The 22,346-nt window shown below is 59.7% G+C and carries 25 protein-coding genes; 14 read left to right on the top strand and 11 right to left on the bottom strand.

The annotated features are described in order from the left end of the window. Window positions 1–304 precede the first annotated feature (304 nt). The 3 genes from speB to A6U87_RS20070 form a co-directional block, all read right to left on the bottom strand. Window positions 305–1,351: an agmatinase gene (speB, locus tag A6U87_RS20080; protein WP_065693073.1), complete on the bottom strand. Its 1,047-nt coding sequence runs from the start codon at window positions 1,349–1,351 to the stop codon at window positions 305–307. A 76-nt stretch (window positions 1,352–1,427) separates the two neighbouring features. Further along, on the bottom strand, window positions 1,428–1,820 hold the full coding sequence (locus A6U87_RS20075) for a nuclear transport factor 2 family protein (protein ID WP_065693072.1): 393 nt from the start codon (window positions 1,818–1,820) through the stop codon (window positions 1,428–1,430). Window positions 1,821–1,837: 17 nt separating this feature from the next. After that, a complete protein-coding gene (locus tag A6U87_RS20070; RefSeq protein WP_065693071.1) occupies window positions 1,838–2,464 on the bottom strand; it encodes a TetR/AcrR family transcriptional regulator in 627 nt (208 codons plus the stop codon). A 118-nt stretch (window positions 2,465–2,582) separates the two neighbouring features. On the opposite strand from A6U87_RS20070, the gene A6U87_RS20065 reads away from it, so the two are divergent. The 6 genes from A6U87_RS20065 to A6U87_RS20040 all read left to right on the top strand — a co-directional run bounded on the left by A6U87_RS20065 (window position 2,583) and on the right by A6U87_RS20040 (window position 8,685). Further along, window positions 2,583–3,677, top strand: coding sequence for a spermidine/putrescine ABC transporter substrate-binding protein (locus A6U87_RS20065; RefSeq protein ID WP_065693070.1), 1,095 nt, complete (start codon window positions 2,583–2,585; stop codon window positions 3,675–3,677). Window positions 3,678–3,749: 72 nt separating this feature from the next. Further along, window positions 3,750–4,613, top strand: a complete 864-nt coding sequence (locus A6U87_RS20060; protein WP_065693069.1) for an ABC transporter permease — start codon at window positions 3,750–3,752, stop codon at window positions 4,611–4,613. A 2-nt stretch (window positions 4,614–4,615) separates the two neighbouring features. Continuing rightward, window positions 4,616–5,404, top strand: a complete 789-nt coding sequence (locus A6U87_RS20055) for an ABC transporter permease (protein ID WP_065693068.1) — start codon at window positions 4,616–4,618, stop codon at window positions 5,402–5,404. Beyond that, window positions 5,401–6,501: an ABC transporter ATP-binding protein gene (locus A6U87_RS30720; RefSeq protein WP_065693067.1), complete on the top strand. Its 1,101-nt coding sequence runs from the start codon at window positions 5,401–5,403 to the stop codon at window positions 6,499–6,501. Before A6U87_RS20055 ends, A6U87_RS30720 begins: the two co-directional genes overlap by 4 nt. 4 nt (window positions 6,502–6,505) lie before the next feature. Then, window positions 6,506–7,240 (top strand): MBL fold metallo-hydrolase, encoded by a 735-nt coding sequence (locus A6U87_RS20045; RefSeq protein WP_065693066.1) that lies wholly within the window; start codon window positions 6,506–6,508, stop codon window positions 7,238–7,240. Between the two features lie 11 nt (window positions 7,241–7,251). Continuing rightward, window positions 7,252–8,685: an aldehyde dehydrogenase family protein gene (locus tag A6U87_RS20040; RefSeq protein WP_065693065.1), complete on the top strand. Its 1,434-nt coding sequence runs from the start codon at window positions 7,252–7,254 to the stop codon at window positions 8,683–8,685. A gap of 55 nt (window positions 8,686–8,740) precedes the next feature. On the opposite strand, the gene A6U87_RS20035 is transcribed toward A6U87_RS20040, so the two are convergent. The 4 genes from A6U87_RS20035 to A6U87_RS20020 all read right to left on the bottom strand — a co-directional run bounded on the left by A6U87_RS20035 (window position 8,741) and on the right by A6U87_RS20020 (window position 12,418). Further along, window positions 8,741–9,271, bottom strand: coding sequence for a flavin reductase family protein (locus A6U87_RS20035; protein ID WP_065693064.1), 531 nt, complete (start codon window positions 9,269–9,271; stop codon window positions 8,741–8,743). 16 nt (window positions 9,272–9,287) lie between these two features. Continuing rightward, window positions 9,288–10,640 carry an LLM class flavin-dependent oxidoreductase gene (locus A6U87_RS20030; RefSeq protein WP_065693063.1) on the bottom strand — a complete coding sequence of 451 codons (1,353 nt, stop codon included), beginning with the start codon at window positions 10,638–10,640 and terminating at the stop codon, window positions 9,288–9,290. A 98-nt stretch (window positions 10,641–10,738) separates the two neighbouring features. Then, on the bottom strand, window positions 10,739–11,677 hold the full coding sequence (locus tag A6U87_RS20025) for a LysR family transcriptional regulator (RefSeq protein ID WP_065693062.1): 939 nt from the start codon (window positions 11,675–11,677) through the stop codon (window positions 10,739–10,741). A gap of 12 nt (window positions 11,678–11,689) precedes the next feature. Further along, window positions 11,690–12,418 carry a UTRA domain-containing protein gene (locus A6U87_RS20020; protein ID WP_065693371.1) on the bottom strand — a complete coding sequence of 243 codons (729 nt, stop codon included), beginning with the start codon at window positions 12,416–12,418 and terminating at the stop codon, window positions 11,690–11,692. A gap of 232 nt (window positions 12,419–12,650) precedes the next feature. Between A6U87_RS20020 and A6U87_RS20015 the strand changes: the two genes are divergently transcribed. The 8 genes from A6U87_RS20015 (at window position 12,651) to A6U87_RS19980 (ending at window position 18,672) form a co-directional block, all read left to right on the top strand. Beyond that, entirely contained in the window at window positions 12,651–13,478 is an 828-nt protein-coding gene (locus tag A6U87_RS20015; RefSeq protein WP_065693061.1) for a transporter substrate-binding domain-containing protein, read from the top strand. An 85-nt stretch (window positions 13,479–13,563) separates the two neighbouring features. Then, window positions 13,564–14,205 (top strand): amino acid ABC transporter permease, encoded by a 642-nt coding sequence (locus A6U87_RS20010; protein ID WP_065693060.1) that lies wholly within the window; start codon window positions 13,564–13,566, stop codon window positions 14,203–14,205. Then, complete coding sequence (locus A6U87_RS20005) at window positions 14,202–14,870, top strand: amino acid ABC transporter permease (protein ID WP_065693059.1); 669 nt, start codon at window positions 14,202–14,204, stop codon at window positions 14,868–14,870. The genes A6U87_RS20010 and A6U87_RS20005 overlap by 4 nt, the downstream gene beginning before the upstream one ends. Further along, window positions 14,867–15,658: an amino acid ABC transporter ATP-binding protein gene (locus A6U87_RS20000; RefSeq protein ID WP_065693058.1), complete on the top strand. Its 792-nt coding sequence runs from the start codon at window positions 14,867–14,869 to the stop codon at window positions 15,656–15,658. Before A6U87_RS20005 ends, A6U87_RS20000 begins: the two co-directional genes overlap by 4 nt. A gap of 371 nt (window positions 15,659–16,029) precedes the next feature. Continuing rightward, window positions 16,030–16,686: a TetR/AcrR family transcriptional regulator gene (locus tag A6U87_RS19995; RefSeq protein ID WP_065693370.1), complete on the top strand. Its 657-nt coding sequence runs from the start codon at window positions 16,030–16,032 to the stop codon at window positions 16,684–16,686. Between the two features lie 445 nt (window positions 16,687–17,131). Beyond that, window positions 17,132–17,467: a helix-turn-helix transcriptional regulator gene (locus A6U87_RS19990; protein WP_065693057.1), complete on the top strand. Its 336-nt coding sequence runs from the start codon at window positions 17,132–17,134 to the stop codon at window positions 17,465–17,467. A 114-nt stretch (window positions 17,468–17,581) separates the two neighbouring features. Next, window positions 17,582–17,728, top strand: coding sequence for an entericidin (locus tag A6U87_RS19985; RefSeq protein WP_065693056.1), 147 nt, complete (start codon window positions 17,582–17,584; stop codon window positions 17,726–17,728). Window positions 17,729–17,904: 176 nt separating this feature from the next. Next, complete coding sequence (locus A6U87_RS19980; RefSeq protein WP_065693055.1) at window positions 17,905–18,672, top strand: SDR family NAD(P)-dependent oxidoreductase; 768 nt, start codon at window positions 17,905–17,907, stop codon at window positions 18,670–18,672. A 24-nt stretch (window positions 18,673–18,696) separates the two neighbouring features. On the opposite strand, the gene A6U87_RS19975 is transcribed toward A6U87_RS19980, so the two are convergent. The 4 genes from A6U87_RS19975 to A6U87_RS19960 all read right to left on the bottom strand — a co-directional run bounded on the left by A6U87_RS19975 (window position 18,697) and on the right by A6U87_RS19960 (window position 22,249). Next, window positions 18,697–19,722, bottom strand: coding sequence for a hydroxyacid dehydrogenase (locus A6U87_RS19975; RefSeq protein ID WP_065693054.1), 1,026 nt, complete (start codon window positions 19,720–19,722; stop codon window positions 18,697–18,699). Between the two features lie 78 nt (window positions 19,723–19,800). Beyond that, window positions 19,801–20,562, bottom strand: a complete 762-nt coding sequence (locus A6U87_RS19970; RefSeq protein ID WP_065693053.1) for an SDR family NAD(P)-dependent oxidoreductase — start codon at window positions 20,560–20,562, stop codon at window positions 19,801–19,803. 11 nt (window positions 20,563–20,573) lie between these two features. Next, window positions 20,574–21,383 carry an ABC transporter permease gene (locus A6U87_RS19965; protein ID WP_065693052.1) on the bottom strand — a complete coding sequence of 270 codons (810 nt, stop codon included), beginning with the start codon at window positions 21,381–21,383 and terminating at the stop codon, window positions 20,574–20,576. After that, on the bottom strand, window positions 21,383–22,249 hold the full coding sequence (locus A6U87_RS19960; RefSeq protein ID WP_065693051.1) for an ABC transporter permease: 867 nt from the start codon (window positions 22,247–22,249) through the stop codon (window positions 21,383–21,385). Before A6U87_RS19960 ends, A6U87_RS19965 begins: the two co-directional genes overlap by 1 nt. Window positions 22,250–22,346: the final 97 nt, after the last annotated feature.

Raw genomic sequence — 22,346 nt, 5'->3', positions numbered from 1 at the left:
GAAGGTGTGCTCGACAGGCAATCACGAGCGTAACAAAATGCCATCAGTTTCGTCCTACCTGCGTTCGACATATTCACGCATCAGGCACCGGCAGGAGACAGCACCTTAACGTCTCCAACCCTGCAGGGGGTATATCGTCCGCTGAAACGCGGTGGCAAGGGCTAATTGTTAGCCCTCAGGATTGGTGTTTAGGGCGGCCGCGGCTATTTCGGCGCCCGCATCGGCTACTGCAACGTTACCGGTAGGAATACGGTTGCGCCGCCGAGAGAGTCTCGGCGCGCGCATTGTTTCGATCACGGTTTTGTTAGCGCGTCGCAAGCGCCGGACTGAAAACCAGCAGACTCAGAATCTCGAACAGGACCTGCGCGCCTGCCTGAGCGGTATTCGTGGTGCTGTCATACTGTGGCGCGACCTCCACCACGTCCCCGCCCACGAAATTGAGGCCCCGGAGCCCGCGAAGGAGCTCCAGCGCTTCTCGGGTGGTCAGCCCGCCGATTTCGGGAGTTCCTGTGCCAGGCGCAAAGGCCGGGTCGAGACTGTCGATATCGAAGGACAGGTAGGTTGGGCCGTCGCCGACGATCTTCCGCGCCTTTTCGATAACCGCCGGTATGCCCATGCCGGAAATTTCCTCGGCGTGAATGACGGTCATTCCCGACTCATAGGAGAATTCCCACAGGTATTCCGATGAGCCTCTGATACCGATCTGTATGGTTCTGGTCGGATCGAGCACGCCATCAAGGACTGCGTTGCGCATCGGTCCACCGTGGTGGAACTTCGTCTGATCGAACGGTCCACCGGTATCGCAGTGCGCATCGATGTGAATCAGTCCAACTGGCCGCTTTGCGCCGACTGCCTTTAGAATCGGATGGGTGATCGAGTGATCGCCGCCGACCGAAACCGGGATGACACCGGCTTCGACGATCTTGCCGATGACGGCTTCGATGTTCTGGTGGCACTGCTCGAGCCGGTAGCGGCTTCCAAACGGCACATCGCCGATGTCGGCGGCCCGCAGGTCGTAGGCCGGGGCGCAATCAAGAACGTGATTGTAGGGGCCGATCCGCTCGACGCCGCGAACGGCGCGCGGTCCAAACCGTGAGCCCGGGCGGTTGCTGACCCCGAGATCCATCGGAACGCCGATCGCTGCAACCTGCAGATCGCCGAAATCGGGAGCCGAGAAATCCACCTCGCGATAGGGCAGGCCGGCAAAGGTCGAAATGCCGGAGTAAGGTGCGGCGCGCGTGCCGCCCTTGAAGATCTTCTCTGCTACCTTGCGAAACCGCGGATCGAAGAACTCCGCGCTGTCCGCGAACCTGCTGCGCAGCTCTTCCAGGTGTTTCTTCAAATCAACCATGCACTTAATCCTTCTTCTAAGCGGTACTTAGCACGTCTGGTCAGTCGAATTCAGGTGGTGTCTTGGGGCGCGGATGTCAGGCGCGCGGCGACAGATGCTCGTGGATCGCAATCCATTTGCCACTTGCCTGCTGTTCAAAAACGATCGTTTCCCGCTCCGTGCTTGTCGTCGGTTCGCCGTTGAACGAAAGGTCCGTTTCCACGCTGTGGGTAAAGATGGCGATCGGTCCCGCCAGCTGCACATGGCGGTCGCTCGAACGGCACCCCCTCACGCGAAAGCCGTCTCTGGTCTCCCACAGTTCCCATTCCGCCTCGTACTCTGAGCGGTTGCGCAGTGCGCGATCCAGATTGTGAAAAACGAATGTCGCTTCTGGTGCGAATGCCGCGAAGTAGCTGTCGCGATCATGCCGCCCGAAAGCGTCGACAAGCCGATCGGCCGCCGCGAGCACGGCTTGTTGTTGCTGTTCCATCCCTGTCTCCCGTATTTTTATTGAATTCTGGGGCTGCTGATCAGGAGTGCGAGCGGGCGATTTTGCCGCGCGACACGTTCCTTCAGCGTTTCCAACGTCATCGCCTCGTCCTTGACGAATTCGATGAACATCATGTTGAGGTTGTTGAAGGCCATTTGGCCCACGGCAACCGCATCGATCCCTGGCATAACGGCGCCGCGTAGCTGCAGCTTCTGCATCAGCATGGAAACCTGGTCACAGAGCCGGCCATCGAGTTCGGTGTACCGGCGACTGAAGGGACTGTCGGGCTGCTGGATCGAGGTGGCCATCGCCGTTCGCCACATCTCCTTGCTCAGATAGACCAGCGAGTGATCGAAATATTGGCCGATCAGCGCCTGTAGTGCGTCGAGTGTTGCTGAAGGCGGGTTCTCGACGATTGCCTTGCCGGATTCCAGAACCTCCTCGACTTCCATCGAGACCGCAGCCACGAGGATATCACCCTTGTTCTCATAGTAATTGTAGAAGGTTCCGACAGAAACCTCGGCGCGCTCGGCGATGTCCTCGATACGCGCGCTGTCGTAGCCGACCTCACGAAAAAGGCCCGTCGCGGCTTCCAGAATGCGACGATTCCGATCAGCTTTCTGCCTTGCGCGCAGCCCCGTCATTTGCAGCTCTCTTCAAATTATGAATACCTTCAAAATTCATATTGACTTAAAAAATGAACTCATTCAATCTTTTTTGTGAAGGCGCCAAGACGAGCGTCGCTGACCAGAGGGCAACATCATGATCCAAGCGTTTCCAGGCGCATTTGCGCGTAAATTCCTGTCATCCGTCGCCGTGCTCTCGCTCGGTGCGGCATCCGCGGCCTTGGCGCCCGCGCCGGTCTTCGCCCAGGAGGAGCTGAACGCGCTCGTCTGGTGCGATCACACCGATCCCGCGCTGATCGAGCCGTTCGAGAAGGCCAACAACGTCAAGGTCAACCTAAAGGACTACGAAGGTACGGGTGCGGGACTGTCGATCATCGACCAGTCCCGTCCAGGTGACTGGGATGTTCTCGTCATCGATGGCGTTGATGTGCAGCGCGCGGTCGACAAGGACATTCTTGCCGAGATCCCGGCCGATGCTCTTCCGAATGCGGACCTCTTCCCGGAGGTCAGGATGGAAGCCAACAACACGCGGGACGGCAAGACCTACGCCGTTACCGAAAAGTTCGGCTACAACACGGTTTCCTACGACAAGACTAAGGTCGATCCGGCTGACATGAAAGACATGTCGAAGCTCTGGTCCGACAAGTACAAGGGCCGCATTGCAGTCTACGACTATTACCTGCCGATGATCGGCCTGACTGGCATCGATCTCGGAAAGGCCACGGCCGACCTGAAGGACGCCGATATGCCGGCGATCAAGGACAAGCTGTTCGCGCTGAAGAAAAACTCCAAGCAGGTGAGCGATGTCGTCTCGTCGCAGACGGCGTTGGCCACGGGCGAAGTCGATATCGTCTTCGGCGGTGGAGAATGGCTGACCGCCGGTCTGGTCAAGGACAAGCCCAACCTCGACTGGGTCATTCCTGATCAGGGTGCCGTGCGTTGGGCGCAGTCGATCGGCGTCATGAAGGACTCGACCAAGAAGGACCTGGCGCTCAAGTTCGTGCAGTATATCGTCAGTCCGGAAGGCCAGGCACGGCTTGCGACCTCCTCATGCTACTGGGCAATGCCTGCCAACGAGAAGGCCGGCGCCCACCTGACCGATGAGCAGAAGACGGCGCTGCGCTGGAACGAACAGGCAGACTATCTGAAGCGCACCCAGCTCTATCCAATTCCGAGCGCCGAACTCGACGCCAAGATGCAGGATGTCTGGACCGAGATGCTGCAGCAGTAAGCATCGATCTTTCCGCAACGCCTTACCATGACCCTCTCCCGCCATGCGGGAGAGGCAGGACGGAGTTTTGGCATGGCCAGCCTTTCCCTTGAAGATACGGAGCGTCGCAAGGCGTGGGGCTTCGTTGCGCCTGCGCTTCTTTGGACGCTTGCCTTCTTCGTGGCGCCTTTCCTCTTCATGGCGGCGATGAGCCTCTGGGCCCAGCAGGGCGGCTCCATCGTGCGCGTTTGGAACCTCGGCAACTACGTCGCCTTTTTCGAAAAGGACGCGCTGTTCAAGGGCCTGACGAATTCGCTGGAGATAACCGCGATCGTTACCGTCCTTTCGGTGCTCCTGGCCTATCCGCTTGCCTGGATCATTGCCGAACGCGTGCCGCAGCGTTTCCAACGAACGGCACTCATCCTCGCGGTTCTTCCGTTCTGGACATCCTATGTCGTGCGTTCCTATTCGTGGCTGCTGGTGTTGTCCCGCAATGGCGTCATCAATCAGGCTTTGATGCAGAGCGGCTTGATCAGCGAGCCGTTGGAACTCGCCAGCAATCGCACCGCGACAGTCATCGGCTTCGTACACTTTTTTGTCATGCTCCTGACGCTGACGATCTATGCCAACCTCGTTCAGCTTCCGCCAAATTACCGCCGCGCGGCCGCGGATCTCGGGGCAAACGCTTTGCAGACCTTCTGGCACGTGATCCTGCCGCTGACGATCCCCGGTATCATGACGGGGGCGTTCCTGACCTTCGTGCTCTGCATTGGAGACTACGTCACGCCGCAGATCCTCGGCGGCAACAACGAGCTTGTGCTGCCGCAGATCATCATGCTGCAGCTCGGACGCCGGGCCGACTTTCCGATGGCGGCGGCGCTCTCGATCATCCTCATGCTCGCCGTGACGGTCGCCTATATCGCATGCGCTCGCTGGCTGAAGATCGAAAGGGCTTGACGATGCGCGACAGGATAACGACGTTCGTTTCCACGACCTATGCCCTGCTGATCTTCGGGTTCATCTTCCTGCCCGTCGTGGTGTTGGTGCTCTTCTCGTTCCAGGATGGCCGTCTGCCGGTGCCGCCGTTCAACGGGTTCTCGCTGCAATGGTACGAGGCGGTCTTCGCCGACCGCAAGCTGATGTCGGCCTTGCTTCACTCGTTTCTGGTCGCGACCATATCCTCGCTGGTCGCCTGCGTTCTCGGGTTCCTCGCCGCCTATGCGCTGGCCCGCTACAAATTGCCGGGTTCAGCGCTCCAGCGCGGTCTGCTCATCGCGCCGATGACGGTGAGCTACCTCATCATCGCGTTGGGACTGCTGACAGTGCTAAATACACTCGGCATCGGCCTCTCCCTCTGGACGGTGGGGATCGGCCATGTGGTCATCAATCTACCGCTCTGCTTTGCCATCATTTATTCCTCGATGGGTGATCACCACATCAACATCGAGCGAGCGGCACGCGATCTCGGCGCCAGCGATCTCAAGGTCATGATGCTGGTAACTGCACCGATGCTGATGCCTTCGCTGCTCGCCTCCTTCTTCCTGTCCGTGACCTTCAGCTGGGACGAGTTCATCATCGCCTTTCTGCTGTCTCGCTTCGACGTCACGCTCCCCGTCGAGATCTGGAGCCTGCTTCGCTCTGGCCTCAATCCAAAAACCAATGCCATCGGCTCGCTGGTGTTTCTCGTGTCGGTCACGGTGCTGATCGTTCTGGAACTCTGCCTGTTCGGAAGGACAAAGAAATCATGACCGCTCCGGTTTCCATCGCAAACGCCACGAAGACCTTTGCCGCCTTCACCGCGCTCGACAATGTTTCGCTTGATATCGAAGCCGGCGAATTCATCGTGCTGCTCGGACCGTCCGGCTGCGGCAAGACAACGCTGCTCTCCATTCTGGGCGGCTTCCTTTTGCCGACCGAGGGTCGGATCACAATCGGCGGCAAGGACATGACCAACGTTCCGCCCGCCAGGCGGCCGACGACGACCATGTTCCAGGATTACGCGCTGTTTCCGCATATGAAGCTCAAGGACAATGTCGGCTTTGGGCTGAGAATGCGCGGCGTCGCCAAGACCGAGCGCGAAGAGCGGGCCAAAGGCTTTCTCGACCTTGTCGGCCTTAAGTCCTCCGCCGACAAGCGACCGCACGAACTGTCGGGTGGCCAGCGCCAGCGCGTGGCGCTGGCAAGGGCGCTTGCGGTCGACCCGGATGTGTTGCTGCTCGACGAGCCGCTCGGTGCTCTCGATCTCAAGCTTCGTCGCCAGATGCAGGATGAGCTGAAGGCGATCCAGAAGCGGGTGGGTACGACCTTCGTCCACGTGACGCACGACCAGGAAGAGGCAATGGCGATCGCCGACCGGATCGTGGTGATGAACCAGGGGCGCATCGAAGACCTCGGCCCTCCATCGGAAATCTACATGCGCCCGCGCTCCTTGTTTTCCGCCGGCTTCATGGGAGAAGTGAACTTCGTTCCCGGCACCGTCAAGGCAGTCGATGCGGCGAGCGCCAAGGTCGAGACGGCCATCGGCGACCTCGTTCTCGCGCACCGAAGCTTCACGGCCGCCGCGCCGACGGAAGGGCAGAGGGTGACCTTGTGCATCCGGCCGGAGCATTTCCGCCGCGGCGACGCCGCGACCGAGGCGGCGACGGCGCTTGGCCAGGCAACGGTGACCGCCGGAGCCTTTTTCGGGACCCACTATCGCTGCCACCTGAAACCCTTGACCGCGCCGGAGCTTGCGATCGTCGCGCACATGCCGCAATCGGCGGGCGTTGTGGAAGGGCAAAGCGTTGCGCTTGCCGTCACTGCGTCCGATGTCGTAGCCTTGCCGGCACATGGCGGCGGAAACTGATCTGATGGAGCGTATCGATCCCGGCAAATGGTATGCGTTGCGACGTCTGGAAGACGACGTCACCGCGATCTCGGAGCCTTACATTCAGGAATTTTACCGCTGCAACATATGGCATATCAGGGGGCGTGACCGGGACATGCTGGTCGACAGCGGGATGGGCGTGGTCTCGCTCCGTGAATGGGTGCCGCTTGTCACCGAGCGCGACCTGATTGCCGTCGCGAGCCACACGCATTTCGACCATATCGGCTGCCATCACGAATTCGAATGCCGTGCGGTGCATTCCGCCGAGGCGGAGCTGCTCGCCAATCCGACGCGGGCCAATACGCTTGCCGACCCTTACGTCACCGACGAGATCTTTGATGCCCTGCCGCCGGAGCCTTATTGTTCAAAGTGCTATGCGGTTCGCGGGGCGCCGGCGACGCGCATTCTCAACGATGCCGATGTGATCGACCTTGGAGACAGGACGTTCGAGGTGATCCACACGCCCGGCCACTCCCCAGGAGGCATCGCCTTGTGGGAAAAGGAAACTGAGATCCTGTTTTCCGGCGACATCCTTTACGACGGGCCGTTGATCGAGGACACCTACCACGCCAATGCCGACGACTACCTCGCATCGATGGAACGGCTGCTGACGATCCCGGCCCGCGTGGTTCATGGGGGGCACTTTCCAAGCTTCAGCGGCGAGCGCTACCGGCAACTGATCAGCGATTGGCTCAACAAAAAACAGAAACAGTCTTGAGAGGACACACCATGCTCGACAAGCGGAAGTTCTACATCAACGGAGAATGGGTGGCGCCGCTTGCCGCCAACGATTTGGACGTCCTGAACCCGGCCACGGAAAAGCCGGTGGCTGTGATCTCCATGGGAACCGCCGCCGATATTGATCGGGCGGTTGCTGCCGCCAAGACGGCATTTGCCGGCTACAGCCGTACCAGCGTCGAAGAGCGCCTTGCGTTCTTGGAAAAGCTGCTCGCGATCTACAAGCGCCGCTACGAGGAAATGGCGCAGACGATAACGCTGGAACTTGGCGCGCCATTGACCATGAGCCGGGAGCAGCAGGCTGATGTTGGTGTCGGCCATCTCCAAGGGTTCATCGACGCGCTGAAGACCATTTCCATGCGCGAAGTCCTGCCGAACGGTGATGTGTTGTTGCGGGAGCCGATCGGCGTCTGCGGGCTGATCACACCCTGGAACTGGCCGATCAACCAGATTGCGCTCAAGGTTGTCCCGGCTTTGGCCACTGGCTCGACCTGCGTCCTGAAGCCAAGCGAATTTACGCCGCTGAACGCCATGCTCTATGCGGAGATGGTGCATGAAGCCGGGTTCCCGGCCGGCGTTTTCAATCTCGTCAACGGCGACGGCCTGAATGCCGGTGCCGCACTCTCAAAGCACAAGGATGTCGAGATGATGTCCTTCACCGGCTCGACCCGCGCCGGGATTGCAGTCAGCAAGGATGCCGCCGATACCGTCAAGCGCGTCACGCTGGAACTCGGCGGTAAATCTCCGAATATCGTTTTCGAAGATGCTGATCTGGAAGATCGTATCACCGGCAGCGTACTGGAGTGCTTCAACAACTCCGGCCAGTCCTGTGATTCACCAACGCGCCTGCTGGTGCAGAAGTCCGTTTACGGCAAGGCCGTTGAAATTGCCGAGCGCGTGGGTCGGGAGGTTGCTGTCGGCAATCCCGCGGAAGAGGGGACGCACATTGGTCCGCTGGTCAGCGATATCCAGTTCGGTCGCGTCCAGGCCTTGATCGAGGCGGGAATTGCCGATGGCGCAAGAGTGCTTGTCGGCGGCGCTGGAAAGCCCGAGGGTTTCGAGACGGGCTATTTCGTAAAACCGACGATTTTCGCGGATGTCGACAACACGATGCGTATCGCCCGTGAGGAGGTGTTCGGGCCGGTGCTGGCCATCATGCCGTTCGAGACCGAGGAGGAGGCGATCGCGATTGCCAATGACACCAACTACGGTCTCGCCGCCTATGTCCAGACCGGCAATCCGGAACGAGCGGAACGCGTGGCCGCACGCCTTCGCGCCGGCATGGTGCACATTAATGGCGCCCCCCATCGCTATGGCAGTCCCTTCGGCGGCTACAAGCAGTCCGGGAACGGTCGCGAGGGCGGCATGTTCGGTCTGGAGGACTTCCTAGAGGTCAAGACGCTTCATCGCCCGGACGCGGCCTGAGGGCAGTGAATACGGTTTTGCGCGTAGAACCATCTCCTTCGCGCAAACCAGAACTTCAGGAAGTCGTCGCTATGCCGTTTGATAGCCGGCGATAGCCCCCGCGCCAGTAGAGTAGCGGTTCCATGTCTTCTCTGGTGTCGATCGCGCAGACGCGACCGATCAGGATCGCGTGCGAGTGATGGTTCATCACCGCGTCGAGTTCGCAGTCGAGGACCGTCAAGGCATCTCGCAGCGCTGGCGTGCCCGTGGCAAGGTGATACCAGGTGCCACCTGTGTACCGGTCGATGCCTCGCCGTCCATCGAAGCCGGCAAAGGACTGGGCAACATGCTGTTGATCGGCGGCAAGCACATTGACGCAGAAGCGGCGATACTTTTCGAGCATTGGCCAGGAAGACGAAGTCCGGTTGACGCTGACGATGACGGACGGAACGTCAGCGGATAGCGACGATACCGACGTGGCGGTGAAGCCCGTGCGTTCCTCGTGTTCGCCGACGGTGATGACGCTCACGGCTCCCGCCAGTTGTCGCATCGACATCTTGAAAGCCGATTGATCGACGGTAAACACCGTCTTCGCGATCTGGTCCATCTGCCTACCTCCGCGTTCAACGCTGCGAATTGATGCCCGCAAACCGATTGGCCGGCATGGAAAGCCCCAGATTCTCGCGAAGAGTCTTACCTTCATACTCCTCGCGAAACAGGCCGCGGCGGCGCAGTTCCGGCAGGACGAGCTTCACGAAATCGTCGAGACTTGCGGGCAACGTGGGGAACATCAGGATGAAGCCGTCGGCCGCACGTGTCTCGAACCATTCTTCCATGAAGTCGGCTATCTGAACCGGTGTGCCCGTAATGCCGTTGCCCGTGTGCTTTTCGGCATAGTGCCGCACCAGTTCGCCGACGGTGCGTCCGCTCTTCACGAAATCGACGAGTTCGTCGAACAGCGCGCGCGAGCCCTTCGGCGTTTCTGGCAGTCTGTCCATCGGGAAAGGCTTGTCCATCGGGACGCCGCGCAGGTCGGCTTCAAGGAATTCCGAGAGCATCAGGCGCCCGACATCGGGATGCATCTTGTCGATCAGGTAGTCGACCTTTGACTGCGCTTCGGCCTGGGTTTCTCCGACGTTCAGGACCACGCCTGGCATGATCTTCAGATCATCGGGGTTGCGGTCGTAGGCCGGCATGCGGCGCTTGACGTTGTCGTAAAAGGTCCTGTTGCGCTCGATGTTGGATGCCAGGCTGAAGACGACCTCTGCCGTACGGGCGGCCATGTCCATGCCGGGCTCAGAGCCGCCGGCTTGCGCAATTACGGGGCGACCCTGCGGCGAGCGCGCAATGTTGAGCGGACCGCGCACTTGGAAGTGCTTCCCCTTGTGGTTCAGCGTGTGGTGTTTGGTCTTGTCGTAGTAGACGCCGCTCTCGCGGTCGAGGAGCAGGGCGCCGTCTTCGAAGCTGTCCCACAACCCGAAGACCACGTCGACGAACTCATTGCCGCGCTCGTAGCGTAGTGCGTGCGGGTCGAGCCCTTCGCGATTGAAGTTGTAACCCGTCTCGTCATGGTCGGAGGTTACGACGTTCCAGCACACGCGACCGCCGCTCAGATGATCGATGGAGGCGAAGAGGCGCGCGACGTTGTACGGTTCGTAGTAGCTGGTCGAGACCGTTGCCACCAAGCCGAGGTTTTCGGTCGTGACCGAAAGAGCCGAGAGCAAGGAAAGTGGCTCGAAGCGGTTCATTTTCGTCGGGATCCGCGCAAGCGCATCAGGATCGCCGACGGCAGCGGCCGGTGAATCCGCCATGAACATGAAGTCGAGTTTCGCTGCTTCCGAGCGTTTGGCGACATCCAGAAGGTGGCTGAAATCATTGGCGCCGTGGACACTGCTGGCAGGGTGAAGCCAGGAGGCCGGGTGAAAACCGAACGTGTAGACGAAGGTGCCGAGTTTCATCTTGTCGGTTCGCGCCATTAAGCCCTCCTGAGGCTGATCATCATCGATATGCGCAAATTAACGCCGCGCGGCTTTTTTCATCAATATCGCGCAAGCTATCTTCCGTTTTAGTTTTTCTAAAGAGTGGAGGGTGCCGAGACGGTCGCCTGTCGCCGGGAGATGGCGATAACCCAGTCGCGGAACTCTGTCCCGAACGGCTTCTGTAGCGCGGAACGATCCCAGGCGAGGAAGTAACTTTCCCGGAGCGGGATCCTGACATCGAGGGGGATGACCAGAGTCTGCGCCTCGAGCTCATCCGCAATCATCGACCTCTGGGCAAGGACGACGCCGCGCTTGTTGACGGCCGCATCGATAGCGCTGCTCGACAGGGTGAAGGAAAGCCCCGGGGCGGTCTCCTTGAGTTGGACGCCGACTTTCTCGGCAAATTCCGCCCAACTGGGGTAGGGCGTGAAATGCCGTTCCCATTCGACATGAAGCAGCGGATAGCGAAGCAGCGCGGAAGCCGGCACAGTCTTGGCGTCGATTAGGGCAGGGGAGCAGGCGGGCACGACCCAGTCGCGGAACAGCTCTGTATAGTGGTCGTGCTGGAGCACGTCGGAGCCGTAGCTCACGCGAAAGTCGACCTCGTCAAATCCCATGCGGGGTTCGCGGTCCCGGCCCGTCACCCTGACATGCGCATCGGGATGGAGCGCCTGCCAATCGAAAATGCGCCGGCCGATCCATTTGTTGACAACAGACGACAACGCGCTCAGCACCAGCGCGTTCTCGTTGCGCGCTCGTGCGAGGATCTGCTCGGCGGCGGCAAATTGCTCGAAACCCTTGGAAATCTCCCGGTGGTAAAGCCTGCCCCAGAGCGTCAGTTCGGCCGTCCGGCCGCTGCGTTCCAGGAGTGTTACGCCGAGGAAGCTCTCGATTTTCCGTATCTGCTGGCTGATGGCGCCCGGAGAGACGTTCAACTCCGTCGCGGCCGCCGTAACGCTTCCGCAGCGACCAACCGCCTCGAATGCCTGCAAGCCTTTAAGCGGAACCGCCCTGAAGTGCTGCTCGTCGGTCATCGGGAAGCCTCGCTACGATTGGTGACGAGAAACAAGTGTCTCTGCAGGATGGAAGACGCCTGCAAACTGGAAACGCTCGCCGGGATGCGTGATCTCGACGTAAGTGACCAAGCGGTCGTTCTGCCACGTCTGGCGGATGAGATTGAGACAGGGCTCTCCGCGACCGATCTGCAGCACCCGGGCCGTTGTTGCGTCGGCGGATACAGCGCGGATTACATGCCTAGCCTTCGACCAAGGCACCTGTGACAAAAGCCATTTCGCGGGGGGCACGTCGGCAAAGCTCTCGTCCCGTGCCTGCGGTACGGTATCCAGCAGGATAATTCGCCGTTCGATCGCGGTCGGTTTGCCATCCACGATATGGAGGCACTGAATTCGCAGAACCTCGGCTCCCGCCGTGCTCTGTAGCTGCGCCGCTTCGGCAGGTGCGAGCGTGTCGATCTTTCGGACCAGTATCTCATAGCGATGCTCGTAACCGGCCAGAGCTGCTTCGGTGCCGATGTCCTGGATGTCCATTACCATGCGGTCGATCTGTGGTGCGGCAACGAACGATCCGGCCTTCCGGCGCCTGACGATAAGGCCGCGTTCCACGAGCGTGGAAAGCGCCTTGCTAACCGTCATGCGGGAGCATCCATATTCCTCAACCAGGTCGTGTTCGATCGGGATGCGGTCGCCCGGCCGCCAGTCGCCGGTCAGGATTTTCGCCTCTATGTCTTTGAAAATTCTTTGGTGAATTGGTATCAATACGCCACCTGCTCCCAGCGACATCCGCCCTTGCTGTCGGGCGAGGCGACAATCGGCATTACTTCCGATGCGGTCGTTCGGCACAAAATTTGCTTCCGTCGACTTTGACGTTGACACCTTAGGCTAGCCTATATCTATTTGTATAGTCAAAAGCGGATCACAGAAATCCGTTCAACGGGACTGAAATCGGGAACTCCTCCTTTGCGGAGGGAAAACTGGAGAGAACAACATCATGATTGCAAACTCGTTGCTTAAGGGCCTCGTCGGCGCAGCATTCATATTCGGTGCAACCCTGTCGGCCCACGCCGCGGACACGCTTGCAGCCGTCAAGGCCGCCGGCACGCTGAAGGTCGGGACCGAAACCGCCTTCGCGCCCTTTGACTTTATCGATGCCGGCGAACATGCCGGACTGAACGTGGATCTCTTTGCCGAAATCGGCAAGGAACTCGGCGTCAAGATCGAGTGGGTCGCCCTTCCGTGGGACGGCGTTTTCCCCGCACTTGAAGCCGGAAAGTTTGACGTTGTTGCAGGTCCTGCGACGATCACAAAGAAGCGTATGGAGCGCTATCGCTTTACTCCGCCGATCGCCGAAGCGACCATTGCCGTACTGAAGAAGGCCGGCGACACCACGATCAGCAAGCCAGAGGATATCGCCGGCAAGAAGATCGGCGTCGGCAAGGCGACGTCGCAGCTCGACCAGCTCAAGGAGTTCTCTGAAACGCTGCCGTCCAAGGTGGACATACGCGAATATCCTGCCTTCACGGAATCCTATGCGGACCTGGCGGCCGGCCGCATTGCCGGCGTAGCGAACTCGCTGCCGAACATCGCCTTCGTTGCCAAGCAGCGCGAAGGAACGTTTGAGGTTGTTCTGCCGCCGTTCGGCAAGAAGTCCTACTTCGGCTTCATCGGTCTCAAGGATGCCGATCATGCGCCCCTGATGGACGCGATCGACGCCGCCCTGCTGAAGATCAAGGCCGACGGTCGTATGGCTGAGCTGCAGAAGAAGTGGTTCGGCGCGACCTTCGACACGCCTGACGCTGTCAAGGATCCGGCATTCTGATTTCTGCCGATCGTTAACCGATCGCGCCCTGTGATTTCAGGGCGCGATCAGGTCTCCACGACAGCCAGGCGGGCAAAAGCCGGACATGTCCATCAAACTCTTCGAACTGCTTCTGCAGGCGTCGATCTACACGGTGACAATCAGCGTCGTGTCGATCCTGATCGGTTTTGCAATCGCGATCCTTCTTTCCGGGATGCTTCTCTCGCAAAAGCGGCTTTTCATCGCGCCTGCCCAGATTTTCATCAGCTTCTTCCGTGGCGTGCCTCTGCTCGTGCAGCTGCTGCTGATCTACAACATGCTGCCCGCGATCGGCTTGAATGTGCCGAGTATCGTTGCCGCCATCACCGGCCTGTCGTTGTGTACGGCGGCCTATCAGGCCGAAAACCTGCGAGGCGGCTTTGCCAGCGTTCCCATCGGGCTTGTCGAGTCGGCCGAGATGGTGGGATTGACCCCGGCACAGATCTTTCGCCGCATCAAGGCACCAATCGCGTTGCGGCTTACCTTCCCGGCGCTCGTCAATGAAGCGATCTTAATCCTCAAGGCATCCTCGCTGGTGTCGGTCGTTGGCATCGTCGAGCTGACACGCATGGCGCAGGATCTTGCTGGCAGCACTTTCCTGCCGCTGCAGATCTTTGCCTGTGCCGGGCTCATCTATCTCGTGATCAACTGGATCGTGGCGCTTGCGGGTGGCCTGATCGAGCGCTCCCTTCCAGGAGTTCCGCGATGACCTTCGACATCAACGTCATTCTCGACCAACGCGCGGCCATCCTGAGCGGCGCTGGCGTGACGATCATGATCTGGATCGTTGGAACGCTTGCCGCGGCGGTGATCGGCTTCTTCGTGGCCGTCGGCCGGCGATTTGGAGGACCGGTCCTCGACACGGCCCTCGGCCTGATCGTCGCCGTGTTGCGCGGCACGCCGTTTCTGATCCAGATCTTTCTGGTCTACTACGGAGGGCCGTTCATTGGCCTTTCGCTTGATCCGCTGCCCGCGGGCCTTGTCGGCATCTCGATTTATGGTGCGGCTTATTATAGCGAGATCTTCCGCTCCGGCTTCCTTGCCGTTCCCAAGGGGCATATCGAAGCCGGAGAATGTGTCGGGCTCACCCAAGGCCAGATCATCCGGCGCATTCTCCTGCCCGAGATGACTATGCTGGTGCTGCCGCCTTCGCTGAACATGGCCGTGCTCCTGATGAAGGAGACGGCGGTCCTGTCGATTATTACCGTTCCCGAGCTTACTGCTACGCTGAGTGCCATCGGCGCCCAGCAATACGCCTTCGTCGAAGCGCTTTCCGTCCTGGCACTCTTTTACTGGGTGCTCGTCGAGATCACCGGCAGGCTTGGCCATCTCGTCGAAATGAAACTTACCAGATTGAGGTTTTTCAACGCATGAGCCTACCCGCGATCGCAGTCAAAAATCTCGTGAAGAAGTTCGGCGACTCGACGGTGCTGCATGGCATCGATCTTGAGATTCCGCAGGGGCAGGTTTCCTGCCTGATCGGGCCATCCGGATCGGGCAAGAGTACGCTGCTGCGATGCATGGCGTTCCTTGAGGAAGCCACTTCCGGCATCATCACGATCAATGGCGAGGTGCTTGGTTTCACCGAGAACGCGCAAGGTGCGCGCGAGCGCATATCGGCAGCGGCGAACCGGACGATCCGCGCCCAGATCGGTATGGTATTCCAGCAGTTCAATCTGTGGCCGCACATGACCGCGCTCGGGAACGTCAGCGAAGCCTTGAAGACGGTTCACAAGATGAGCCGCAAGGACGCCGAGGAACGCGCCATGGCGCAGCTGGTCAAAGTTGGCCTCGAAGGTCGTGCAGGGCATTACCCGTCGCAGCTCTCCGGCGGCCAGCAGCAGCGCGTGGCGATCGCCCGAGCGTTGGCGCTGAAGCCGAAGATCATGCTGTTCGACGAACCGACATCGTCACTGGATCCAGAACTGACGGGTGAAGTGCTGAACGTCATGCGTGATCTGGCGGCCGAAGGCATGACAATGGTCGTCGTTTCGCACGAGATCGGCTTTGCCGCCACCGTTGGTCAGCAGATCACGTTCCTCGATCACGGGAAGGTGCTATTCACCGGAGCCCCGCAGGATGTGTTCAGGAAGCCAAGAAATCCGCGCCTCGAACAGTTCCTGGACACCTACCTCGATCGGGGCGCTTCAATGCTGCTGTGAGCGGCACGGCTACGGCGCGTCACCCGATCTGCTGCCGGCTCAGATCGTGTGGTCGCCCGCTGTCATGGCAAACACGGGGTTGTGAAGTCCGCTGTTTGCCGGATAATCCAACATTAGCCAAAAATGATTGACTTTCAGTGGTTTCACGAGGCAGGTTCGGCCAACGGTGCGATGTAGCGGCTGATGTGCGACTCGGAGGTCGCGAACAGCTGCTTTGCCACGGAAATGGGGTCACGTGATGGGTGCGAACTGAACAGTTCCTGATCCAGTGGTCCTACACAGAAACCATCTTGGCAAAATGCCGTCGCTGGCAGGCTGCCTGGGCGATTGGCAGCCTTCGCTGTCGTCGCTGCCAATCGAGTGCCGCTTTCATGGATGGATCCGGGGACCCTGCCAACATTTCGATTCCGAGGCCGCGCGGGCGTCCAAAGGTATCGAGCGACGAGACCAAGCGAGCGCACATCGTTGCCTTCGCACAGAAGATATTCGTCGAACTGGGCTATGCGGGCACGACGACAGCCATTGTCGCTGCCCGTAGTGGCGTGTCCAAGCAGACCCTCTATCGATTGTTTGCGAGCAAGGAAGATCTCTTCCGCGCAGTGGTGATCGCGCATCGTCAGATGATGCTCGATCTGCCGCGACCGGAAGACGAGGATCTGCCCGTGTCAAAGGCACTGGAGGCGATCTTCATGATTGATATGGATGAGGCGGCAGATGAGGAGCGCGCTGCTTTCATTCACCTGGCGATGCGCGAGTCCGGGCAGTTTCCCGAGCTTAGGGACATGCTGCACGATGAGGGCATGCTCAAGTCGCGACAACAATTGGTCGATTGGCTTTCGCAGCAAGCCACGGTTGGCAAGGCCGCGATTAGCAATCCTGAGAGCTGTGCGCGGATGCTGATGGATATGATCTTCGGTGGCATAAGGCCACCCGAGGGACAGGCGAAAGCGTGGCCGAATCTCGAGCTGCGCAAGGCTCATCTGCGGCAGTGCATTGCAATCTTTGCAAGAGGCGTCGGCGCCAACTGACCCTATTCCGTGAGTGCCATTCTCGAAATGACGCGATAAAAGGGTACTGAAAAGTACCATATTTGCCGAATTGTCTAAAATAAAGGGATTTAAAGCCCGGTTTCGGCCGGGAAGCTGATGATTTTTAACTATCTTTTTAATGGTGTGGAGGATGGTGTCGACAGTTTCCATTCCAATCAGGTGAACATGATGTCCACTCTCCTGTTACAGCATGGCCGCTCGCCTCAGGCGGCGGTATCGCAGCTGTTATCAGCACCAACTCCTTGTGCTGATGTCCCACTGCGTCTCAGATTTGTTCATCGTCGAGCGTCAGTACATACGGACCCACCGGTCTAGCCGGTACCTCATTCTCAAAATTCAAAAACGCTTCGAAGGCCGGTTTGGGCAAACCGACAGCCGTGGTCTGCTGCCGTGCATTCGAGCCATTTCTTAAAAGGGAAATCTCATGCAGGAAGACACCTGGGTCTCATCCGATATCGCCTTGCTGGCCGACTACATGTCGGTCCTGGGCAACGCCAATCGCCTAGCAATACTTCAAAATCTCCGCCGTGGAGAGATACAGGTCAAGGTTCTCGCGAAGACGCTGGGTATCGGCCAGTCCGCCCTATCGCAGCACCTTGCAATCCTCCGGGAGAGCAATTTCGTTGATACCCGGCGCGTGTCTCAATCGGTGTTCTATTCGATACGCACCGATGTCATCACGGGAGCGTTGGCGCAGGTCGGGGAACTGCTGGCACTGGATAACGATGAGGAACCGGCGGCTGCGCAACGCGCTCTGTGATGTCACGGGCAGGGCGCTTCACCTAGACTGGGTAGAGCCTTGGGCGGGTATGCCCTTGCTTTCCCGCGTCACGGCGACATGTCATTGTCATCAACAAGTCGATTGAGAGACCAAATGACAAAAGTCGCCGCCGTCGTCGCTCTGCTCCTCGCACTCTCCTCCTGTGCCAACACCGCCAACGGGCTCGCCAAAGATGGCAGGGACGCAAGTCATGCTTTGGACGCGAGCACCCATCGTATCCTGAAAGCCGGAGCGAACTGACAGCGATCCGGTCGCTGTCCGGCGCGGCGTCGTTGCGGCAATCGAACGACGTTTGGTAAGCGTCTTTCTCCTTCTATCGTGGCTATCCTCTGATACTCTGCGCAAGGCGCGCGCGTGCCTTCAAACAGCGCGTGCCTCGCGTTGGGGCAATATTTTGAACATGATATGGGGAAAACATGACGGGACGGTTGAACGGCAATATCGCGATTATTTCGGGCGGCGCTACCGGTATGGGAGGAGCGGCGTCACGGCTCTTTGCGGCGGAGGGCGCGAAGGTGGCAATCATCGACCGCAACGCCGAGGCAGCCGCGCAGACGGCAAAGGCCATTCGCGACGATGGCGGTGTTGCTGACTTTTGGACCGCGGATGTCTCGGACGAGACGGCCGTAAACAACGCAGTTCGCGGTGTCGAAGAGAAATTTGGCCCGGTGACTGTGCTCTTCAATCACGCGGGCACGATTGTCATAAAGCCTTTCCTGGAAACGAGCGTCGAGGAGTGGGATTGGCTTCACGCGGTCAATGTCCGGTCCATGTTCTTGATGACGCGCGCCGTGCTGCCGGGAATGATCTCGGCCGGCGGTGGCTCGATCGTTTGCACCTCATCGATCTCAGCCGTCGCGGCGACGCCGATGGAGGTGCTGTACGATACGACGAAGGGCGCGGTCCACATGTTCGCGCGGGCGATTGGTGTCGAGTTCCGGGACCGCAATATTCGATGCAATGCCGTATGCCCCGGTTTCATTCGTACGCCTCACGGGTTGCGCGAGGTGTCCGAGCTCCAGGCTCTCGGCGTCGATGTGTCTGATGCCGCCATCGCTGCCCAGCAGGGCCGCATCGGCGAGCCCGAGGACGTTGCGCGGGCGGCACTCTACCTTGCCAGCGATGACTCCAGATTCGTGAACGGCGCGCACCTTTTCGTGGACAACGGCTTCACGGCGATCTGAAGCCGACAATATCTCTGCGCGCGATCAGGATACGGAGACCGGCTTGGAGCGTAGCCGGCTCGCCGTCGCCGGATCCGCGCGCCGGCAAAGCTGTGGCGGCAATCCCCTCATGATTAATTCGGCATCAGCGACGGCCATGGAGCCGATTTCGTAGAACGCATCGCGCGTGCCGCCAGCCCGGTGTGCAGATAGGAGCAGGCCCGGTATCGTCCGCAGAGGATCGTCCGCAGCCACGGGCTCGTCGGGGAACACGTCGGTCGCGGCCCTGATGTGGCCCGACTTGACTGCAGAAAGCATAGCCGGGAAGTCCACGACCGCGGCACGGCTCATCAGCAGGAACGCCGATCCCGGCTGCATCAGTTCAAATTGCCGACGGCCGATGAAGCCTTCGTTTTCGCTTGTGACGCTTGCGAATACAAAGACAACCCGGCTTTCGCGGAAGAGTTCGTCGAGGTCCGACGGCGCGCAATCAAGGCGCTGTATCACCTCGTCGGGAAGCCAGGGGTCGAATACCCGAACGGAGTTCTTGAAGGGGCGGACGAGCTCTCGAAGTTGCTTGCCGAGATCGCCGAAGCCGACAATCCCGATTGGGGCCCCGGCGAAGCGGAAGACGCCCTTGTTGCCGGCGAGTCCGTATTCCTCCGTTCCTTGCCGAAAGTCGCGGTCTGCCTGGGTAATCCCGCGCGCAAGATCGATCGCCATCGCCAGCGATGCCTCGGCAACGGGCGAGGCAAAGGCGGAGGCAGGCGTGATCACCCAGATGCCGCGCTCGACACAGCTCTGATAATCGATGTTCGGCATGAAGTTGGATTCGACATTGATGATCGCCTTGAGCTTCGGTGCACGATCCAGTCGCTCCTTCGGCATATCCGTCTGGCCAAAAATGAGCACGGTCTCCGGCAACAGCGCTTCGACCTGATCATCCGGCATGCGGCGATCTTCCGAAATGACGACCTCGCCAAGCGCTTCGAGCCGGCCACGCACGGCCGGCTCCATGATGAGTTCGAGCGTCCGCGGCAACGGATCGACCAAAATGATATCGCGGCTCATGATACCTCCTCCTGCTCCCTGAGGCAGCATCGCCGGAAAGAGGTTTTCTGCAAGAGGTTTCCGTGCAGCGCGGCGCGGCTAGACGACGGTTTCGCCACCGTCGACAACGAGAATCTGGCCCGTCATGTAGGATGACCTGTCGGACACGAGGAAAAGGATCGGTTCGGCGATCTCGGAAACCGTTGCCCAGCGCCCGAGCGGCACCTGCTGGGCAACATAGGTCTCGATTGCAACACGCCCGCCCATCTGCGCAATGAATGGTTCATTGAACGGGGTATCGACCCAGCCTGGGCAGAGCGCGTTCACACGAATGCCAAAGCGGGCGTAGTCGCCGGCCATTTGCCGGGTCATGGCGATGACGGCATGCTTGGTCGTTGTGTAGGCGATCATCTCGCGGTCATAGAGCACGCCGGACGAGGAGGACGTGTTGAGGATCACACCTTTGCCAGCCTTCTTCATAATCGGCATGGCGAACCGCGCAGCCATGAAGTGAGCCCGGACGTTCAGGTTCCAGGATTTGTCGAATCCGTCGATCGCGACTTCCTCTAGATCGCCTGCCACCTGTGCTCCGGCATGATTGTGGAGGATATCGATGCGTCCGTGGCGTTCAGCGATCGCAGTGATACCGGCTTCAAGCGCGCGGTCATCGGTGACATCGAGAACCAGGCTTTCGGCATTTCCGCCGGCGGCCACGATCTGGTTCACAGTTTCGCCGGCATTCATGAAGTCGACATCGACGACAACGACGTGGGCGCCCTCGCGGGCCATGATCAAGGCCCCGGCCTGGCCAATCCCCGATCCGGCTCCCGTGACGATTGCGACGCGATTTTTGAGGATCATGATATTTCCCGTTACTGCGTTTTCCGGTCGCGCATCAGGAAGCGCGCGACGAGGATCAAGATCAGCGATGCGATGAGCACCATGGTGGCGATGGCGTTGATCTCAGGCGTGACGCCGCGGCGAATGGATGCGAACACGTAGATCGGCAGCGTCGTATTCGAGCCCGCGACGAAGAAGGCGATGATGAAGTCGTCGAAGGAGAAGGTGAACGCGAGCAGGAAGCCTGCGAGGATCGACGGCAGGATCTGTGGCAGCACGATCTGGCGAAATGTCGTGAACGGTGTCGCATAGAGGTCGTTGGATGCCTCGACGATATCCCGTCCCAGGCTTGCGATGCGTGCTTTGACGATCATTGTCACCAGCGCCATCGTGAAAAGCCCATGGGCGGCGATGATCGATCCATAGCCGAGCGACAGCTTCGGCGCTTGTTCGCCCGGCCAGACAGCGGCGAGCAGCGGGTTGATGAAGCCGAACACCTCGACAAGTGCAACGAGCGTCGCGATACCGATGACGACGCCCGGAACGACGATGGCGGCGGCAAAGAGGCCATCGAACGCAGCACGGGTCTTCGGCCCGAGCCGCTCCATTCCCATGGCTGCCATGGTGCCGAAAATGGCTGCGAGAACCGCGCTGGTCACTGCGATGATCAGGCTGTTTTGCAGCGCCTCCATCAGGAACGTGTTGCTCAACGCCTTCCCGTACCATTGCGTCGAGAAGCCGGTGAAATCCGAAGCGTTTCGGCCCGCATTAAACGAGAACAGGACGACCAGGGCGATCGGTGTGTAGAGGAAGAGGTAAACTGCGGTAACGAGGCTGCGCATCAGACGAGATCCACTTGGCGGGTGCCCGAGACGCGCCAAGCGATGCGCATGGCCACGAGAAGCACGATGACAACCACCACGACGAGGCTAACTGCAATTGCCGAGCCAAAGGGCCAGTTGCGGGACTGCAGGAAGAGATCCACCAGCGCATTGCCGATGAAAAACACTTTGCCGCCGCCCAGAAGCTGCGGAATGAGATATTCGCCAAGCAGCAGGATGGTCACGAGAGCAATCCCTGTCATGACACCCGGCAGCGACAGCGGAAGCGTGATGCCGAAGAAGGTCGAGATCGGTTTTGCGCCGAGATCGGCAGATGCCTCCAGCAGGCGTCGATCCAGTTTCTCCAGGCTGACGTAGATCGGCATGATCATCAGCGGCAGATAGCCGTAGACGATGCCAAGCAGGACCGCACCCGGCGTATTCAGCAGGCGGACATTTTCGATGCCGACAAGTTCCAGCAGATGCGGAATGCCTCGCGCACCGAGAATATACATCCACGCATAGGTTCGAACGAGAAGGCTGGTCCAGAAGGGGACGACCACAAGCGAAACCAGCAGAAGCCGGTATTTCGCGCTTGCCTTGACCGCCAAATAATAGGCGACCGGATACGCCACGAGCAGGCAGGCAAATGCGCCGATCGGAGCAAGAATGAGCGTGTTCTTGAAGGCCGCTGCACGCGAGCCGAGATTGGCGAACTGCGCAAACGTGAACGCCGCCTGGTATCCGCCCTCCGGTGCTCGCTCGCCGAAGGAGAAGACGACAATCGCAATGAAGGGCAGGACCAGAAACACGAAGAGCCAGGCACTCGCCGGCGCAACCAGCGCGGCGGTGACGAGCCGTTTCTTGGTATCCGTTGTCAGGGCCATGCTATGGGCTTCACAATGCTGGTTTGTGGGCAACAAGGCTGCGTCCGTCTGCTCTTCGCGTTGGACGAAGAGCAGACGGAGGGCCTCAGATGTCAGA

This window comes from Rhizobium sp. AC44/96, from assembly GCF_001692185.1.
GTDB lineage: Bacteria > Pseudomonadota > Alphaproteobacteria > Rhizobiales > Rhizobiaceae > Rhizobium.
The sequence above is the reverse complement of the archived record's forward strand: the minus strand, read 5'-3'. Positions and strand labels throughout refer to the sequence as shown.

Bases quoted from the DNA above. Each gene is read 5' to 3' on its own strand.
- A6U87_RS20040 (WP_065693065.1), top strand. From the start codon at position 7,252: ATGCTCGACAAGCGGAAGTTCTACATCAACGGAGAATGGGTGGCGCCG.
- A6U87_RS20000 (WP_065693058.1), top strand. From the start codon at position 14,867: ATGAGCCTACCCGCGATCGCAGTCAAAAATCTCGTGAAGAAGTTCGGC.
- A6U87_RS20070 (WP_065693071.1), bottom strand. From the start codon at position 2,464: ATGACGGGGCTGCGCGCAAGGCAGAAAGCTGATCGGAATCGTCGCATT.
- A6U87_RS20035 (WP_065693064.1), bottom strand. From the start codon at position 9,271: ATGGACCAGATCGCGAAGACGGTGTTTACCGTCGATCAATCGGCTTTC.
- A6U87_RS20015 (WP_065693061.1), top strand. From the start codon at position 12,651: ATGATTGCAAACTCGTTGCTTAAGGGCCTCGTCGGCGCAGCATTCATA.
- A6U87_RS20030 (WP_065693063.1), bottom strand. From the start codon at position 10,640: ATGGCGCGAACCGACAAGATGAAACTCGGCACCTTCGTCTACACGTTC.
- A6U87_RS19970 (WP_065693053.1), bottom strand. From the start codon at position 20,562: ATGATCCTCAAAAATCGCGTCGCAATCGTCACGGGAGCCGGATCGGGG.
- A6U87_RS30720 (WP_065693067.1), top strand. From the start codon at position 5,401: ATGACCGCTCCGGTTTCCATCGCAAACGCCACGAAGACCTTTGCCGCC.
- A6U87_RS19985 (WP_065693056.1), top strand. From the start codon at position 17,582: ATGACAAAAGTCGCCGCCGTCGTCGCTCTGCTCCTCGCACTCTCCTCC.
- A6U87_RS20065 (WP_065693070.1), top strand. From the start codon at position 2,583: ATGATCCAAGCGTTTCCAGGCGCATTTGCGCGTAAATTCCTGTCATCC.
- speB (WP_065693073.1), bottom strand. From the start codon at position 1,351: ATGGTTGATTTGAAGAAACACCTGGAAGAGCTGCGCAGCAGGTTCGCG.
- A6U87_RS20025 (WP_065693062.1), bottom strand. From the start codon at position 11,677: ATGACCGACGAGCAGCACTTCAGGGCGGTTCCGCTTAAAGGCTTGCAG.
- A6U87_RS19960 (WP_065693051.1), bottom strand. From the start codon at position 22,249: ATGGCCCTGACAACGGATACCAAGAAACGGCTCGTCACCGCCGCGCTG.
- A6U87_RS20005 (WP_065693059.1), top strand. From the start codon at position 14,202: ATGACCTTCGACATCAACGTCATTCTCGACCAACGCGCGGCCATCCTG.
- A6U87_RS20075 (WP_065693072.1), bottom strand. From the start codon at position 1,820: ATGGAACAGCAACAACAAGCCGTGCTCGCGGCGGCCGATCGGCTTGTC.
- A6U87_RS20055 (WP_065693068.1), top strand. From the start codon at position 4,616: ATGCGCGACAGGATAACGACGTTCGTTTCCACGACCTATGCCCTGCTG.
- A6U87_RS19965 (WP_065693052.1), bottom strand. From the start codon at position 21,383: ATGCGCAGCCTCGTTACCGCAGTTTACCTCTTCCTCTACACACCGATC.
- A6U87_RS20060 (WP_065693069.1), top strand. From the start codon at position 3,750: ATGGCCAGCCTTTCCCTTGAAGATACGGAGCGTCGCAAGGCGTGGGGC.
- A6U87_RS19975 (WP_065693054.1), bottom strand. From the start codon at position 19,722: ATGAGCCGCGATATCATTTTGGTCGATCCGTTGCCGCGGACGCTCGAA.
- A6U87_RS19990 (WP_065693057.1), top strand. From the start codon at position 17,132: ATGCAGGAAGACACCTGGGTCTCATCCGATATCGCCTTGCTGGCCGAC.
- A6U87_RS20010 (WP_065693060.1), top strand. From the start codon at position 13,564: ATGTCCATCAAACTCTTCGAACTGCTTCTGCAGGCGTCGATCTACACG.
- A6U87_RS19995 (WP_065693370.1), top strand. From the start codon at position 16,030: ATGGATGGATCCGGGGACCCTGCCAACATTTCGATTCCGAGGCCGCGC.
- A6U87_RS19980 (WP_065693055.1), top strand. From the start codon at position 17,905: ATGACGGGACGGTTGAACGGCAATATCGCGATTATTTCGGGCGGCGCT.
- A6U87_RS20045 (WP_065693066.1), top strand. From the start codon at position 6,506: ATGGAGCGTATCGATCCCGGCAAATGGTATGCGTTGCGACGTCTGGAA.